At 56.8% G+C, this 15,566-nt stretch carries 17 protein-coding genes; 11 read left to right on the top strand and 6 right to left on the bottom strand.

Translation table 11 applies throughout. The annotated features are described in order from the left end of the window. Positions 1 to 23 precede the first annotated feature (23 nt). The 4 genes from secD to H7R56_RS18185 all read left to right on the top strand — a co-directional run bounded on the left by secD (position 24) and on the right by H7R56_RS18185 (position 3,723). A complete protein-coding gene (gene secD / locus H7R56_RS18200) occupies positions 24 to 1,871 on the top strand; it encodes a protein translocase subunit SecD (RefSeq protein WP_106928044.1) in 1,848 nt (615 codons plus the stop codon). A gap of 10 nt (positions 1,872 to 1,881) precedes the next feature. Continuing rightward, the gene (gene secF / locus H7R56_RS18195; protein WP_106928042.1) at positions 1,882 to 2,853 is read left to right on the top strand and encodes a protein translocase subunit SecF; all 972 of its coding nucleotides are present in this window, start codon (positions 1,882 to 1,884) and stop codon (positions 2,851 to 2,853) included. A gap of 116 nt (positions 2,854 to 2,969) precedes the next feature. After that, positions 2,970 to 3,317, top strand: a complete 348-nt coding sequence (gene yajD / locus H7R56_RS18190) for an HNH nuclease YajD (protein WP_035895149.1) — start codon at positions 2,970 to 2,972, stop codon at positions 3,315 to 3,317. 298 nt (positions 3,318 to 3,615) lie between these two features. Further along, positions 3,616 to 3,723 carry a type I toxin-antitoxin system toxin Ldr family protein gene (locus H7R56_RS18185; protein WP_035895150.1) on the top strand — a complete coding sequence of 36 codons (108 nt, stop codon included), beginning with the start codon at positions 3,616 to 3,618 and terminating at the stop codon, positions 3,721 to 3,723. An 89-nt stretch (positions 3,724 to 3,812) separates the two neighbouring features. On the opposite strand, the gene H7R56_RS18180 is transcribed toward H7R56_RS18185, so the two are convergent. Together H7R56_RS18180 and H7R56_RS18175 are read right to left on the bottom strand one after the other, a co-directional pair. Next, a complete protein-coding gene (locus tag H7R56_RS18180) occupies positions 3,813 to 4,676 on the bottom strand; it encodes a nucleoside-specific channel-forming protein Tsx (protein ID WP_106928040.1) in 864 nt (287 codons plus the stop codon). 306 nt (positions 4,677 to 4,982) lie between these two features. Continuing rightward, on the bottom strand, positions 4,983 to 5,525 hold the full coding sequence (locus tag H7R56_RS18175; RefSeq protein WP_106928038.1) for a SadB/YajI family lipoprotein: 543 nt from the start codon (positions 5,523 to 5,525) through the stop codon (positions 4,983 to 4,985). Positions 5,526 to 5,675: 150 nt separating this feature from the next. On the opposite strand from H7R56_RS18175, the gene nrdR reads away from it, so the two are divergent. From nrdR to pgpA, 6 genes are all read left to right on the top strand, one after another. Further along, entirely contained in the window at positions 5,676 to 6,125 is a 450-nt protein-coding gene (gene nrdR / locus H7R56_RS18170) for a transcriptional regulator NrdR (protein ID WP_061282153.1), read from the top strand. A gap of 3 nt (positions 6,126 to 6,128) precedes the next feature. Further along, complete coding sequence (gene ribD, locus H7R56_RS18165; RefSeq protein ID WP_106928036.1) at positions 6,129 to 7,232, top strand: bifunctional diaminohydroxyphosphoribosylaminopyrimidine deaminase/5-amino-6-(5-phosphoribosylamino)uracil reductase RibD; 1,104 nt, start codon at positions 6,129 to 6,131, stop codon at positions 7,230 to 7,232. 85 nt (positions 7,233 to 7,317) lie between these two features. Continuing rightward, on the top strand, positions 7,318 to 7,788 hold the full coding sequence (ribE, locus tag H7R56_RS18160) for a 6,7-dimethyl-8-ribityllumazine synthase (RefSeq protein ID WP_001021161.1): 471 nt from the start codon (positions 7,318 to 7,320) through the stop codon (positions 7,786 to 7,788). Between the two features lie 19 nt (positions 7,789 to 7,807). Beyond that, positions 7,808 to 8,227, top strand: coding sequence for a transcription antitermination factor NusB (gene nusB, locus H7R56_RS18155; protein WP_064547866.1), 420 nt, complete (start codon positions 7,808 to 7,810; stop codon positions 8,225 to 8,227). A gap of 73 nt (positions 8,228 to 8,300) precedes the next feature. Continuing rightward, positions 8,301 to 9,275 (top strand): thiamine-phosphate kinase, encoded by a 975-nt coding sequence (gene thiL, locus H7R56_RS18150; RefSeq protein ID WP_182928328.1) that lies wholly within the window; start codon positions 8,301 to 8,303, stop codon positions 9,273 to 9,275. Then, positions 9,262 to 9,759 carry a phosphatidylglycerophosphatase A gene (pgpA, locus tag H7R56_RS18145; RefSeq protein WP_106928032.1) on the top strand — a complete coding sequence of 166 codons (498 nt, stop codon included), beginning with the start codon at positions 9,262 to 9,264 and terminating at the stop codon, positions 9,757 to 9,759. Before thiL ends, pgpA begins: the two co-directional genes overlap by 14 nt. A 75-nt stretch (positions 9,760 to 9,834) precedes the next feature. Here pgpA and H7R56_RS18140 read toward each other — a convergent pair whose 3' ends face one another. From H7R56_RS18140 to xseB, 4 genes are all read right to left on the bottom strand, one after another. Then, complete coding sequence (locus H7R56_RS18140) at positions 9,835 to 10,809, bottom strand: aldo/keto reductase (protein WP_106928030.1); 975 nt, start codon at positions 10,807 to 10,809, stop codon at positions 9,835 to 9,837. A gap of 61 nt (positions 10,810 to 10,870) precedes the next feature. Beyond that, positions 10,871 to 12,733 (bottom strand): 1-deoxy-D-xylulose-5-phosphate synthase, encoded by a 1,863-nt coding sequence (gene dxs / locus H7R56_RS18135; RefSeq protein WP_106928028.1) that lies wholly within the window; start codon positions 12,731 to 12,733, stop codon positions 10,871 to 10,873. 18 nt (positions 12,734 to 12,751) lie between these two features. Continuing rightward, positions 12,752 to 13,651, bottom strand: coding sequence for a (2E,6E)-farnesyl diphosphate synthase (gene ispA / locus H7R56_RS18130; RefSeq protein WP_106928026.1), 900 nt, complete (start codon positions 13,649 to 13,651; stop codon positions 12,752 to 12,754). Further along, a complete protein-coding gene (xseB, locus tag H7R56_RS18125; RefSeq protein ID WP_106928024.1) occupies positions 13,652 to 13,894 on the bottom strand; it encodes an exodeoxyribonuclease VII small subunit in 243 nt (80 codons plus the stop codon). 190 nt (positions 13,895 to 14,084) lie between these two features. Between xseB and thiI the strand changes: the two genes are divergently transcribed. After that, positions 14,085 to 15,533, top strand: a complete 1,449-nt coding sequence (thiI, locus tag H7R56_RS18120) for a tRNA uracil 4-sulfurtransferase ThiI (protein WP_106928022.1) — start codon at positions 14,085 to 14,087, stop codon at positions 15,531 to 15,533. Positions 15,534 to 15,566: the final 33 nt, after the last annotated feature.

The following is a 15,566-nucleotide window of genomic DNA, read 5'->3' as shown; positions in this document are numbered from 1 at the left end:
CCGTTTTCCCAAAGGGAACTGCCGTGTTAAACCGTTATCCTTTGTGGAAGTACATCATGCTGGTCGTCGTGATTATCGTCGGCCTGCTTTACGCACTTCCCAACCTGTATGGTGAGGATCCGGCCGTTCAAATCACTGGCGTGCGCGGTGTCGCCGCCAGTGAGCAAACGCTGATCCAGGTCCAGAAAACGTTACAAGAAGAAAAAATTACCGCTAAGTCTGTGGCACTGGAAGAGGGCGCAATTCTTGCGCGCTTCGACACCACCGACATCCAGCTGCGCGCGCGTGAAGCGTTGATGAGCGTACTGGGTGACAAATATGTCGTGGCGCTTAACCTTGCTCCGGCAACGCCGCGCTGGCTGGCTGCGATTCACGCAGAGCCGATGAAGCTCGGTCTTGATCTGCGTGGTGGCGTTCACTTCCTGATGGAAGTGGATATGGACACCGCGTTGGGCAAGCTGCAGGAACAAAATATCGACAGTCTGCGCAGCGATCTGCGTGAGAAAAACATCCCGTATTCCAACGTTCGTAAAGAAGACAACTACGGTCTGAGCATTACGTTCCGTGACGCTAACGCTCGCGACCAGGCGATTGCGTACCTGACCCCGCGTCACCGCGATATGGTGATTAGCGCGCAGGGAAGTACAGCGCTGCGTGCGGTCATGACCGACGCTCGTCTGAGCGAAGCGCGTGAGTACGCGGTTCAGCAGAACATTAACATTCTGCGTAACCGTGTTAATCAGTTGGGCGTTGCTGAGCCAGTAGTTCAGCGTCAGGGTGCTGACCGCATTGTGGTTGAGCTGCCGGGTATTCAGGATACGGCGCGAGCCAAAGAGATTCTGGGCGCGACCGCGACGCTGGAATTCCGTCTGGTCAATACCAACGTCGATCAGGCGGCTGCCGCATCTGGCCGCGTGCCGGGCGACTCTGAAGTGAAAAACACCCGCGAAGGCCAGCCGGTTGTGCTGTACAAGCGTGTGATTCTGACCGGTGACCATATCACCGACTCCACTTCGAGCCAGGATGAGTACAACCAGCCGCAGGTGAACATCTCACTCGATAGCGCGGGTGGTAACATCATGTCTAACTTCACTAAGGACAACATCGGTAAGCCGATGGCGACCCTGTTCGTGGAGTACAAAGACAGCGGTAAGAAGGACGCCAACGGCCGCGCCGTGCTGGTGAAACAGGAAGAGGTGATTAACATCGCCAACATCCAGTCTCGCCTGGGTAACAGCTTCCGTATCACCGGTATCGGCAACCCGAATGAAGCACGTCAGCTGTCGCTGCTGCTGCGCGCGGGTGCGTTGATTGCGCCAATCCAGATTGTGGAAGAGCGTACCATCGGCCCAACGCTGGGTATGCAGAACATCAAGCAGGGTCTGGAAGCCTGTCTGGCCGGCCTGGTGGTCTCTATCCTGTTTATGATCTTCTTCTATAAGAAGTTCGGTCTGATTGCGACCAGCGCGCTGATTGCTAACCTGGTGCTGATCGTCGGTATCATGTCGCTGCTGCCTGGCGCAACGTTGAGTATGCCAGGGATAGCGGGGATTGTGTTAACCCTTGCCGTTGCGGTCGATGCTAACGTTCTGATCAACGAACGTATCAAAGAAGAGTTGAGCAACGGGCGTTCGGTCCAGCAGGCGATCAACGAGGGCTATGCCGGCGCGTTCAGTTCCATCTTCGATGCGAACATCACGACGCTGATTAAAGTCCTGATCCTGTACGCAGTCGGTACCGGTGCCATTAAAGGGTTCGCGATTACGACCGGTATCGGTGTTGCAACGTCGATGTTTACCGCGATTGTAGGTACTCGTGCCATCGTAAACCTGTTGTATGGCGGCAAACGCATCAACAAGCTGTCAATCTGAGGAGTGCGATGTGGCACAGGAATATACTGTTGAACAATTGAACCACGGCCGTAAAGTCTATGACTTTATGCGCTGGGACTACTGGGCTTTCGGCATCTCTGGCGTCTTGCTGATTGCGGCCATCGTCGTGATGGGCGTACGCGGCTTTAACTGGGGTCTCGATTTCACCGGTGGTACGGTGATTGAAATCACGCTGGAAAAACCGGCTGAGATGGACGTGATGCGCGATGCGCTGGAGAAAGCGGGCTTTGTTGACCCGCTTCTGCAGAACTTCGGTAGCAGCCATGACATTATGGTACGTATGCCGCCTACAAAAGGGGCGGAAGGCGGCCAGGTGTTGGGCAGCAAGGTGCTGAGCGTGATTAACGAGTCCACCAACCAGAACGCCGCGGTGAAGCGTATTGAGTTCGTGGGGCCTAGCGTAGGGGCCGATCTGGCGCAAACCGGCGCGATGGCGCTGCTGGTGGCGCTGATCTCTATCCTGGTGTACGTCGGTTTCCGCTTTGAGTGGCGACTGGCGGCGGGGGTCGTTATCTCGCTGGCGCACGACGTGATCATCACGCTTGGGATCCTGTCGCTGTTCCAGATTGAGATTGACCTGACCATCGTGGCCTCGTTGATGTCGGTCATCGGCTACTCGCTCAACGACAGTATCGTGGTATCTGACCGTATTCGTGAGAACTTCCGCAAGATTCGTCGCGGTACGCCTTACGAAATCTTTAACGTGTCGCTGACCCAGACGCTGCACCGTACGTTGATTACCTCCGGTACCACGTTAGTGGTCATTCTGATGCTGTACCTCTTCGGTGGTCCGGTACTGGAAGGCTTCTCGCTGACCATGCTGATCGGTGTTTCCATCGGTACTGCGTCGTCTATCTACGTGGCATCGGCGCTGGCGCTGAAGCTGGGTATGAAGCGCGAGCACATGCTGCAGCAGAAAGTCGAGAAAGAAGGGGCGGATCAGCCGTCTATTCTGCCGTAATCTGCCGCACTCAGGGCACGAATAAAAGCCGCAACGCCGTAGGGTGTTGCGGCTTTTTTATTGCCCATTTAGACTGTGCGTATTCCCTTACCTTGAACACGACATATCGAGTCATTATGGCCATCATCCCAAAAAACTACGTGCGGCTGGAAAGCGGCTACCGTGAAAAAGCGCTGAAACTGTTCCCGTGGGTGTGCGGGCGCTGCTCGCGCGAGTTCGTCTACTCCAACCTGCGTGAGCTGACGGTTCATCATATGGATCACGACCACACCAATAACCCGGAAGATGGCAGCAACTGGGAGCTTCTGTGCCTGTTCTGCCACGATCACGAGCACTCAAAATATACCGAGGCGGACCAGTACGGTTCAACGGTGGTGGCCGGGGAAGATGCGCAGAAAGATGTCGGTGAAGCGACCTATAACCCGTTTGCTGACCTGAAAGCTATGCTGAACAAAAAGAAATAAGCGGCACCGCGGGCGCGCTGTAACGCATACATCATCGCTGGAATCCCGATCGCGAGATTGGGATTTTTTCTTTTTAAAGTCATGCAGATAGCCGTGAGAAGCGTAGAATCGGCGGCAAGCCGGGTGCACCCGGTGAGGCGCAATGTTGCGGGGGCTTGATCCCCGGTGGCCTTGTCGCTGGAAAGAGAAAACCCCCGCACGTTGTTTGGTATAAACCGGCAACATCACGGGGGCTAACTTGACTCCAGACAAGTTGAGGATAGCCGCGAACCGTTGCCATTGCAACCAAGGCGGCTGTATGACGCTCACGGAAGTTTGCATTATTGTCTGGCACGATCTGGCAGCACCAACGCTGGTCGGTATTGCGACAGGTCTGTTTTTAGGCTGGTGGCATAGTCAGAGATAAGGTGAGGTGGGCGAACCTGCCGCCCGCGTGGCAGCATGCGCCCGAAACAGGCCAGAGGGTAACCTCTGGCCTTTTTTGCGGTGTCGAACTTAGAAGTTGTAACCTACAACCAGGTAACCACCCCAACCGGTAGACTTCGCGTTGAAGTCGCCTTCGCCCCAGTTCAGGGTATTGCCACCCTGCCACTGGCCGCCGTTATGGAAGTAACGGGCAACAACAGAGTAGTGCCAGTGATCGTAGTTCAGCGCCAGGATATGGCTGGACGCGATAGAGTTGCTGGTACGGTTTGGTTCATCGCCCAGGTCTGAACCCCAGTCGAAGTTGGTGAAGCCGATGTAGCTCAGCTTGCCGCCCCACAGGTCGCTAATCGGTACAAAGTATTTCACTTTGAAGCGGTAGCCGTCCCACTCGTTTTCGTTCGCTGCGCCGTAGTTCTGCCACTGGTATTTAGCATACACGTTCATGGACAGGCTCATTGGCAGGCCGGTGTCGATATCGGTACCCAGACCCATATACCAGGTGCTCTGGCGGCTGGCCTTGTTGTCACCCATATCGTAGATGTAGTTGTTGGCGATATACCACTCTTTGAACGGGCCGAAGCTCAGGTCGGCGCCGGTCAGCTTATCGATAGAGAAGCGCGGCTCGATCTCCATGAACAGCGGGGAGCCGTCAGACCATACGCCTTTATCGTTGCCGTTACCCCAGTCGAAGGTTTTCGGAATATCGATATAGCCGTAGAAGTCCAGCCAGTCTTTCTTGGCGAAGGCTTCGTACTCCAGATAAACGTCGTTGTTCAGTTTCGGGGAGAAACGGGTGTGGTAGCTACCTACCACGTTTACGCTCTGATGCCACCAGTCAGAGACATACTGCGGCTGAGAGTCGCCTGCTGCGTTAGCAGTGAAAGATGCGGTAAGCGCCAGCGCGGCACCGGCTGCCAGTAATGTTTTTTTCATATTTATGCCACTAATAAAAAAATTCGAAAGAGAGTGATTTTTATCACCGAAGCTTTTCTAAATGTTTCATGTTTCTGCGAGCCTATTATATGAATCCTTGCTCACGAAAATCAGTCACACTTCACACATTTTTCAAACGCGTAATCGATTGCGTTCACGTTTGCGTAGTTTAGACGCGGGGATTGTACTTATGGAGTGAATTATTGCAAATGTTTACATACGCAAAGCATGGGCAGTGTAAAGGAAGAGGGCATCGCTGAGGGCGGCGCTATAACGCGTTTATCGTTTACAGCGCCGGGTAAAAGATTACTGTACGCCGGCGGGCTGGACGTCGTGAATACGGACGAAGCCCAGCTGATCTGGCGTGACGCCATTCAGCTGCAGAGGAATATCGACGTCGCTGGGTGCCAGCACGCTAGCCGGGGCGGAGAACAGCTGATTCTGTACGTTCACTTCCTGATAGCGTTCGGTCGTGCCCTGGATCTGTCCCCATTCGACGGTGCCGGTAAACGCCGGAAGCGGATCGTTGGATTCCCCTTGAATACGCAGCGTTAACGCCGTGCCCTGGGCGTTAGCGGCGACGTTACGCAACGACATACGCAGCGTGCCAATCTGGCTATTCAGCCGAGCCGGCGTGTTGGCGCCCGGCAGCAGATACGCGCCCTGGGTCGATTTTGCATTCAGCGCGTTTTGCTGGGTAATCTTCACCGTTTCTTTGTTAAGCTGCGTCATCTCGCTGCTCAATGCGCTAATGCTCTGGTGCATTTGCCTCACTTCCGACTGCTGCGCGCAGGCGCTCAGGCTGACGAGGCTTCCCAGCAGGGCTATTCTTAGGTAACGTCTTGTCATTCTGTCTGTTTCCTTCTTTTCGGGATAACGCAATGTTAGCGCGCAATGCGGTTTATCGCATCGATCCATTGTCTCAAAAACAGCTGCCTTTGTTGTCATCGCAGTTCAGGGTAAAATAGGTTTTATCAACCCTCATCGTCAGGACGTCGTATGCACTGCCCATTCTGTTTCGCCGTAGACACTAAAGTGATTGACTCCCGTCTTGTGGGAGAAGGTTCCTCCGTTCGCCGCCGTCGGCAATGCCTGGTGTGTAACGAACGTTTCACCACCTTTGAGGTGGCTGAACTGGTGATGCCGCGCGTGGTAAAAAGTAACGACGTGCGCGAACCGTTCAACGAAGACAAGCTGCGCAGCGGTATGCTCAGAGCGCTGGAAAAGCGCCCGGTGAGCGCCGATGACGTAGAAATGGCGATTAATCATATTAAATCGCACCTGCGCGCGACCGGCGAGCGTGAAGTACCTAGCAAGCTGCTGGGTAATCTGGTCATGGAGCAGCTGAAAAAGCTGGATAAAGTGGCCTACATCCGCTTTGCGTCGGTGTACCGCAGCTTTGAAGATATCAAAGAGTTCGGCGAGGAAATCGCCCGCTTACAGGACTAAGCTATGCACGATGAAATGTACATGGCGCGGGCGCTCAAGCTGGCGCAGCGCGGTCGCTTTACCACCCATCCCAACCCGCGAGTTGGCTGCGTGATTGTCAATCAGGGTGAAATCGTCGGTGAAGGCTACCATTACCGCGCCGGGGAGCCGCATGCGGAAGTACACGCGCTGCGCATGGCGGGTGACAAAGCCAAAGGCGCCACCGCCTATGTGACGCTGGAGCCGTGCAGCCACCATGGTCGTACGCCGCCGTGCTGCGATGCGCTGATTGCGGCAGGCGTTTCCCGCGTCGTCGCCGCGATGCAGGATCCAAACCCGCAGGTTGCTGGGCGAGGCCTATACCGCTTGCAGCAGGCCGGCATTGAAGTCAGCCACGGGCTGATGATGAGCGAGGCCGTGGCGCTGAATAAAGGTTTCCTCAAGCGGATGCGTACCGGCTTCCCGTTCGTCCAGCTCAAACTCGGGGCATCGCTCGACGGTCGCACGGCGATGGCCAGCGGTGAAAGTCAGTGGATCACCTCGCCACAGGCGCGTCGTGACGTGCAGCGCCTGCGCGCGGAGAGTCACGCGATTTTAACCAGCAGCGCCACGGTGCTGGCAGACGATCCGGCGCTGACTGTGCGCTGGGATGAACTGGATACGCAAACTCAGGCGCGCTACCCGCAGGAGAACCTGCGCCAGCCGCTGCGTATTGTTATCGACAGCGGCAACCGCGTGACGCCGGAGCACCGGATTGTGCATCAGCCGGGTGAAACCCTGTTTGCCCGCACCACGGGCGACAGCCGCATCTGGCCGGAAGGCGTGCAGACGCTGAAGGTGCCGGAGCATAACGGTCATCTTGACCTGGTGCTGATGATGATGCAGCTGGGTAAACAGCAAATTAACAGCATTTGGGTGGAGGCGGGCCCGACGCTTGCCGGCGCGCTGATTCAGGCCGGGCTGGTGGACGAGCTTATCGTCTATATCGCGCCTAAACTGTTAGGTAGCGATGCTCGCGGATTATGTGTGCTGCCAGGCCTTGAGAAACTGGCCGATGCGCCCCATTTCAAATTCAATGAGATACGACAGGTAGGCCCGGATGTTTGCCTGCATTTAACCACTGCGTGAGGCTTTCCCAATTAGAGGAAGCAGCGCCCAGAATATTATGATAAAATCCGCCCCCCTGCGGGGCAAATGAACCCAAAGGAAGAGTATGAACATTATTGAAGCTAACGTTGCTACCCCGGACGCTCGCGTCGCCATCACCATCGCGCGTTTCAACAACTTTATCAATGACAGCCTGCTGGAAGGTGCTATCGACGCCCTGAAGCGCATTGGTCAGGTTAAAGATGAAAACATCACCGTTGTTTGGGTTCCAGGTGCTTATGAACTGCCGCTGGCGGCTGGCGCACTGGCGAAAACCGGTAAATACGATGCAGTGATCGCGCTGGGTACGGTTATCCGTGGCGGCACGGCGCACTTCGAATATGTCGCTGGCGGGGCAAGCAATGGCCTGGCGCACGTCGCTCAGGACAGCGAAATCCCGGTAGCCTTTGGTGTTCTGACCACCGAAAGTATTGAACAAGCCATCGAACGTGCTGGCACAAAAGCCGGTAACAAAGGTGCAGAAGCTGCACTGACCGCGCTTGAAATGATTAATGTATTGAAAGCCATCAAGGCCTGATTTTTGTAAGGGGAAATCCGTGAAACCTGCTGCTCGTCGCCGCGCCCGTGAGTGTGCCGTCCAGGCGCTTTACTCCTGGCAGTTGTCCCAGAACGACATCGCCGATGTTGAATACCAGTTCCTGGCGGAACAAGACGTGAAAGACGTTGACGTCCTGTACTTCCGTGAACTGCTGTCCGGGGTGGCGACTAACAGCGCGTACCTCGATGGATTGATGAAGCCGTACCTGTCCCGTCTGCTCGATGAGCTGGGCCAGGTGGAAAAAGCCGTACTGCGCATTGCGCTGTTCGAACTGTCAAAACGTGACGATGTGCCGTACAAAGTGGCCATCAACGAAGCGATCGAGCTGGCGAAAACCTTCGGTGCTGAAGACAGCCACAAGTTCGTCAACGGCGTGCTGGATAAAGCCGCTCCTGCAATTCGTCCCCACAAAAAGTAATCTCCAGGCCGGCGCGCGGGTGGCATACGCCATCCCCCCGGCCTTGTTTTATCCTTCTGCTGAGGCATAACGTATGGCATGCGGCGAATTTTCCCTGATTGCCCGTTATTTTGACCGAGTACGCAACGCCCGTCTCGACGTAGAAACCGGCATCGGCGACGACTGCGCATTACTCAATATTCCTGAAAAACAGACGCTGGCTATCAGCACCGACACGCTGGTGGCGGGCAATCATTTCCTCCCTGATATCGATCCGGCCGATCTCGCGTATAAAGCGCTCGCGGTAAACGTCAGCGATCTGGCGGCAATGGGCGCGGATCCTGCGTGGTTGACGCTGGCCTTAACTCTTCCTGAAGTGGATGAAACGTGGCTGGCAGCCTTCAGCGACAGCCTGTTTGAACAGCTGAGCTACTACGATATGCAGCTGATCGGTGGCGATACCACCAAAGGGCCGCTGTCGATGACGCTGGGTATCCACGGCTACGTGCCGGTAGGCCGCGCGCTGAAGCGTTCGGGAGCGAAACCGGGGGACTGGATCTACGTGACCGGTACGCCGGGCGATAGCGCCGCGGGGCTGGCGCTGATCCTTAACCAACTGACGATAGATAACGCTGACGACGCTGCGTATCTGCGCCGGCGCCACCTGCGGCCAACGCCGCGCGTACTGCAAGGTCAGGCATTGCGCGATCTCGCCAGCGCCGCTATCGATCTTTCCGATGGGCTGATTTCTGATTTGGGGCATATCCTTAAAGCAAGCGGGGGGCTTGGCGCGCGTATTGATCTTGACGCGATGCCGTACTCTGACGCGCTGCGTCGTCACGCTTCGCCGGAGCAAGCCTGCCGCTGGGCGCTGTCCGGTGGTGAAGACTATGAGCTGTGCTTTACCGTACCGGAGCTGAACCGCGGTGCGCTGGAAGTGGCTCTGGGTCAGTTAGGCACCGCGTTTACCTGCATTGGGCAGATTAGCGCCGATGTTGAAGGTATGCATTTCACACAGGATGGAAAGGCGATAACGCTGGACTGGAAGGGGTACGATCATTTTGGCTAAGAACGATATTGCGAAAAGCCGCCTGAATTTACGCAACCCGTGGCACCTGCTTGCTACCGGGTTCGGCAGCGGCCTGAGCCCGATAGTGCCGGGAACGATGGGCTCAATTGCCGCGATCCCGTTCTGGTATCTGCTGACGTTTCTGCCGCTACAGATCTACTCTCTGGTGGTGATGTTTGGCATCTGTATCGGTGTCTACATATGCCGCCGCACGGCGCGAGATATGGGGACCCACGATCACGGCAGCATCGTGTGGGACGAGTTTATTGGAATGTGGATCACCCTGATGGCCATCCCGGCGATGACCTGGCAGTGGGTATTGGCCGGGTTTGTGGTGTTCCGTATTTTCGACATGTGGAAGCCGTGGCCGATCCGCTGGTTTGACCGTAACGTCCACGGTGGGATGGGGATCATGATCGATGATATCGTCGCCGGGGTGATTTCGGCGGGGATTTTGTACGTGGTGGGGCACCACCTCCTGTAGTCCTGTTGGCCGGATAAGGCTAAGCCGTTATCCGGCAACGCAGCGGGAAGCCTGATGGCGCTGCGCTTATCAGGCCTACTTAAATCCCACCACCGGATGCGGTTGGTACGGCGCTTCCATCGATGCAATCTGCTCCGGCGTCAGCGTAATATCCACCGCATTCAGCAGCTCATCGAGCTGATCTTCACGCGATGCGCCAATAATCGGCGCTGCCACGCCAGGTTTACTCAATAGCCACGCCAGCGCCGTCTGCGCCCGGCTCGCCTCGACCTCTTCGGCCACGCGTTCGAGCTCCCCCGCGATCTGCTCGTCATTCTCTTCCGTGGCGCTGTACAGCGTTTGCCCAAACTCATCGGACACCAGCCGCGCGGTGGTTTCTCCCCACGGCCGCGTCAGACGACCGCGCGCCAGCGGGCTCCACGGAATAACCGCGACGCCTTCCTGCGCGCACAGTGGCAGCATATCGCGCTCTTCTTCCCGGTAGATCAGGTTGTAGTGGTCCTGCATCGTCACAAACGGCGTCCAGCCGTTGGCTTTTTGCAGCGCCAGCGCATGGGCGAACTGGCGGGCGTGCATGGATGACGCGCCGATAAACCGGGCTTTACCCGACTTCACCACGGCGTCCAGCGCTTCCAGCGTCTCTTCTATGGGCGTGCGGTAGTCCCAGCGGTGGATTTGCAGCAGGTCGACGTACTCCATACCAAGGCGGCGGAGGCTGTCGTCGATCGAGCGGAGTATTTGTGCGCGGGAGAGGCCTTCTTCAAGATCGCCAACCTGATGGTAAACCTTGGTGGCCACCACCACGTCATCACGGCGGGCAAAATCGCGCAGCGCGCGGCCGACAATCTCCTCGCTGCTGCCGTCGGAATAGCTGTTGGCGGTGTCGAAAAAGTTAATGCCGCCTTCCAGTGCGCGCTGGATGATCGGGCGGCTGCTGTCTTCCGGCAGCGTCCAGGCATGCTTACCCCGATACGGTTCGCCGAATGTCATACAGCCAAGGCAGAGACGAGAGACCCGAAGGCCAGTGTGTCCTAAGGTATCGTATTGCATGAATCAGCTCCTGCTAGCGGGTAAAAGGTTTCCCTTAAGCATAGCAGGAGCGATAGGCGGGTTATGCTAACCAGGCCGCGATCTTCGCTTCGATGCCCGCGGCATCGAGGCCAAGCTCGGCGTGCATCTCTTCCTGGGTTCCCTGAGGAATGAAGAAATCAGGCAGGCCGATATTGAGCACCGGCACCGGCTTACGATGTGCCATCAGCACCTCGTTCACACCGCTTCCCGCACCGCCTAGCGTGGCGTTTTCTTCCAGCGTGACCAGAGACTCATGGCGCGCGGCCATCTCCAGAATCAGGCTCTCATCCAGCGGCTTCACGAAGCGCATATCGACCAGCGTGGCGTTAAGCTTCTCGGCGACCGCCTCGGCCTGCGCAAGCAGCGTACCGAAGTTAAGAATGGCCAGCTTCTCGCCCTCGCGCTTCACCACGCCTTTGCCCAGCGGCAGTTTTTCCAGCGGCTTCAGCTCTGCGCCGGTGCCGCTGCCGCGCGGATAACGCACGGCGCTCGGCCCTTCGCTGTAGTGGTAGCCGGTGTAGAGCATCTGACGACACTCGTTTTCATCGCTTGGCGTCATGATAACCATATCCGGGATACAGCGCAGATAGGAGAGGTCGAACGCCCCCTGGTGCGTTTGCCCGTCGGCGCCAACGATCCCCGCACGGTCGATAGCGAACAGGACCGGCAGTTTCTGAATCGCCACGTCGTGGATCACCTGATCGTAGGCGCGCTGTAAGAAGGTGGAGTAAATGGCTACCACCGGCTTATTGCCGCCAATCGCCAGCCCGGCGGCGAACGTGACCGCATGCTGTTCGGCAATCGCTACGTCAAAATACTGGTCCGGGTATTTTTTGGAAAACTCAACCATGCCCGAGCCTTCACGCATCGCGGGCGTCACCGCCATCAGCTTGCTGTCTTTGGCTGCGGTTTCGCACAGCCAGTCGCCGAAGATTTTCGAGTACGACGGCAGGCCGCCGCTGCTTTTCGGCAACTTGCCGCTGGTGTGGTCGAATTTAGGCACCGCATGGAAGGTGATCGGGTCTTTCTCGGCCGGTTCATAGCCACGGCCTTTTTTGGTCATGATGTGCAGGAACTGCGGACCTTTCAGGTCGCGCATGTTTTTCAGCGTATTGACCAGACCCAGTACGTCGTGACCGTCGACCGGCCCGATATAGTTGAAGCCCAGTTCTTCAAACAGCGTGCCCGGCACCACCATGCCTTTGATATGTTCTTCGGTTCGTTTGAGCAGCTCTTTAATCGGTGGCACGCCGGAGAAGACTTTCTTGCCGCCTTCCCGTAGCGAGGAGTAGAGCTTGCCCGAGAGCAGCTGCGCCAGATGGTTGTTCAGCGCGCCGACGTTCTCGGAAATCGACATTTCATTGTCGTTCAGCACCACCAGCATATCCGGTTTGATATCGCCCGCATGGTTCATGGCTTCAAACGCCATCCCGGCGGTGATGGCGCCGTCGCCAATCACGCAGACGGTGCGGCGCTGCTTGTTTTCTCTGCCCGCGGCTACGGCAATGCCGATACCGGCGGAAATAGATGTGGAGGAGTGGCCGACGCTCAGCACGTCGTATTCGCTCTCACCGCGCCACGGGAACGGATGCAGGCCGCCCTTCTGGCGGATGGTGCCGATTTTGTCACGGCGGCCGGTCAGAATTTTATGCGGATAAGCCTGGTGGCCGACGTCCCAGATGAGCTGGTCGAACGGCGTGTTATAGACGTAGTGCAGCGCCACGGTGAGCTCCACCGTGCCAAGCCCGGAGGCGAAGTGTCCGCTGGAACGGCTCACGCTGTCGAGCAGGTAACGACGCAGCTCGTCGCACAGCTTCGGCAGGCTCTCTTTCGGCAGCAGGCGCAGCTCCTGAGTGGAGTCAACCAGCGCCAGGGTCGGGTATTTGGCAATATCAAAACTCATCAGAGACTCATTTATTGTTTATTTGTCGCGCAGGATGATGTAGTTCGCTAGCGCTTCCAGTGCTGTGGTATCCAGTGACAGTGCGGCCAGCTGTGCTAACGACTGGCGGGCTTCGGCAATCAGGTCACTGGCTTTTGTCCGGGCTTGCTCAAGGCCCAGTAGTGCAGGATAGGTGCTCTTACCGAGCTGCTGATCGGCGCCCTGGCGCTTTCCAAGGGTCGCAGTATCACCTACCACATCCAGAATGTCATCCTGAACCTGGAACGCCAGCCCGATGCTTTCAGCGTACTTGTCGAGCAGCGGTAGCGCCTGTCGCCCTTGTTCGCCCGCGCTCAGTGCGCCGAGGCGGACGGCAGCGCGAATCAGCGCTCCGGTTTTATGGCGATGAATGCGTTCCAGCATTTCCAGACCCACCTGTTTGCCTTCCGCGTCCAGATCCAGTGCCTGACCGCCACACATGCCCGCCACGCCGCTGGCCGTGGCCAGTTCGGAAATCATCGCCAGGCGATCGCGGTCAGAGACGTCCGGCATCGGCGCATCACTGAGTATAGAGAACGCCAGCGTTTGCAGCGCGTCGCCGGCCAGAATGGCGCTCGCCTCGCCAAATTTAATATGGCAGGTTGGCTGACCGCGACGCAGGTCATCGTCGTCCATCGCTGGCAGGTCGTCATGCATTAGCGAATAGGCATGAATGCATTCCACCGCGGCGGCCGGCGCATCCAGGGCCGTCAGGCTGACGCCGAACATTTGTCCGGTGGCATAAACCAGGAACGGACGCAGACGTTTACCGCCTAATAGTGCGCCATACGCCATGGCCTCAACCAGAGGAGTGTTCTGAAACGGCAGCGGAGCGATAAATCGGCGCAGCGCGTCGTTTGCCTGCGTTACGCAGGCATTCAGTTGTTGCGAGAAATCCATTTATTCAGCGTCCGGCGTGAAAGGTGTTAACGGCGAATCTTCGTTATCGGCCAACAGAATCTGCACGCGCTGTTCCGCCTGCTGTAACTTGCTCTGCCCCTGACGCGCTAACTGCACGCCGCGTTCAAATTCGTTCAGCGCCTCTTCCAGCGGTAGGGAACCGCTCTCCAGACGATTAACTATCTGCTCCAGCTCGGTTAATGCAGTTTCGAAACTGGCCGGGGCTTCGTTTTTCTTTGGCATAGTGAATGTTTGGCTCTTGTTATGTCGCGACTGCGTCTATGGTAACGGAGTCTGGGTGTGAAGCAAATAACACGCAATGGTCAGCGGGATGATGATATACTCCGCGTCCTGGACGTAGCGACCGCTGGTACGCTGCGATACATCTTTTTGCTCAAAGCCCCGTCGGGCTTGCCAACGAACCATTGCCGCCATGAAGTTTATCATTAAATTGTTCCCGGAAATCACCATCAAAAGCCAATCTGTGCGTTTGCGCTTTATTAAAATTTTAACCGGGAACATTCGTAACGTTCTTAAACACTACGATGAAACGCTCGCCGTCGTTCGTCACTGGGATCACATCGAAGTTCGCGCCAAAGATGAGAACCAGCGTCTGGCAATCCGCGACGCGCTGACCCGTATTCCGGGCATCCACCATATCCTGGAAGTGGAAGACGTGCCGTTCACCTCGCTGCACGATATTTTCGAGCAGACGCTGCCCCTGTGGCGCGAAGCGCTGGAAAACAAAACGTTTTGCGTGCGTGTGAAACGTCGCGGTAAGCACGAGTTCACCTCTATTGAGGTTGAACGTTACGTTGGCGGCGGCTTGAATCAGCACATTGAAACAGCGCGCGTGAAGCTGACCGATCCGGACGTCACCGTCAATCTCGAAATCGAGAACGATCGTCTGCTGCTGGTGAAAGGGCGCTACGAAGGCATTGGCGGCTTCCCGATTGGTACTCAGGAAGACGTGCTGTCGCTGATCTCTGGTGGTTTTGACTCCGGCGTCTCCAGCTACATGCTGATGCGTCGCGGCTGTCGCGTGCACTACTGCTTCTTTAACCTCGGCGGCGCGGCACATGAAATCGGCGTTCGTCAGGTGGCGCACTACCTGTGGAACCGCTTCGGCAGCTCGCACCGCGTGCGTTTCGTGGCGATTAACTTCGAGCCGGTGGTGGGCGAAATTCTGGAGAAAGTCGACGACGGCCAGATGGGCGTGGTGCTGAAACGTATGATGGTGCGCGCCGCGTCAAAAGTCGCCGAACGCTACGGCGTGCAGGCGCTGGTCACCGGTGAAGCGTTGGGTCAGGTCTCCAGCCAGACGCTGACCAACCTGCGTCTGATCGACAACGTGTCCGACACCCTGATCCTGCGTCCGCTGATTTCGCACGATAAAGAGCACATCATCAATCTGGCGCGTGAAATTGGTACTGAAGACTTTGCCCGCACGATGCCGGAATACTGCGGCGTGATTTCGAAAAGCCCAACCATTAAGGCGGTGAAGGCGAAAATTGAAGCGGAAGAAGAAAACTTCGATTTTGCGATTCTCGACAAAGTGGTAGCGGAAGCGAACAACGTCGATATCCGCGACATCGCCCAGCAGACCCAGCAAGAGGTGGTGGAAGTGGAAACCGTCAGCGGCTTTAGCGCCAACGACGTGATTCTCGATATTCGCTCCATTGACGAGCAGGACGACAAGCCGCTGAAAGTGGAAGGTGTTGAAGTGGCTTCACTGCCGTTCTACAAGCTGAGCACTCAGTTTGGTGACCTCGATAAGAGCAAAACCTACTTGCTGTGGTGCGAACGCGGCGTGATGAGCCGCCTGCAGGCGCTGTATCTGCGCGAGCAGGGTTTTGAAAACGTGAAGGTTTATCGCCCATAAATAAAAAAACCGGCCTGGCCGGTTTTTTTATAT

It is taken from the genome of Klebsiella sp. WP3-W18-ESBL-02, from assembly GCF_014168815.1.
Lineage (GTDB): Bacteria > Pseudomonadota > Gammaproteobacteria > Enterobacterales > Enterobacteriaceae > Kluyvera > Kluyvera ascorbata_B.
The sequence above is the reverse complement of the archived record's forward strand: the minus strand, read 5'-3'. Positions and strand labels throughout refer to the sequence as shown.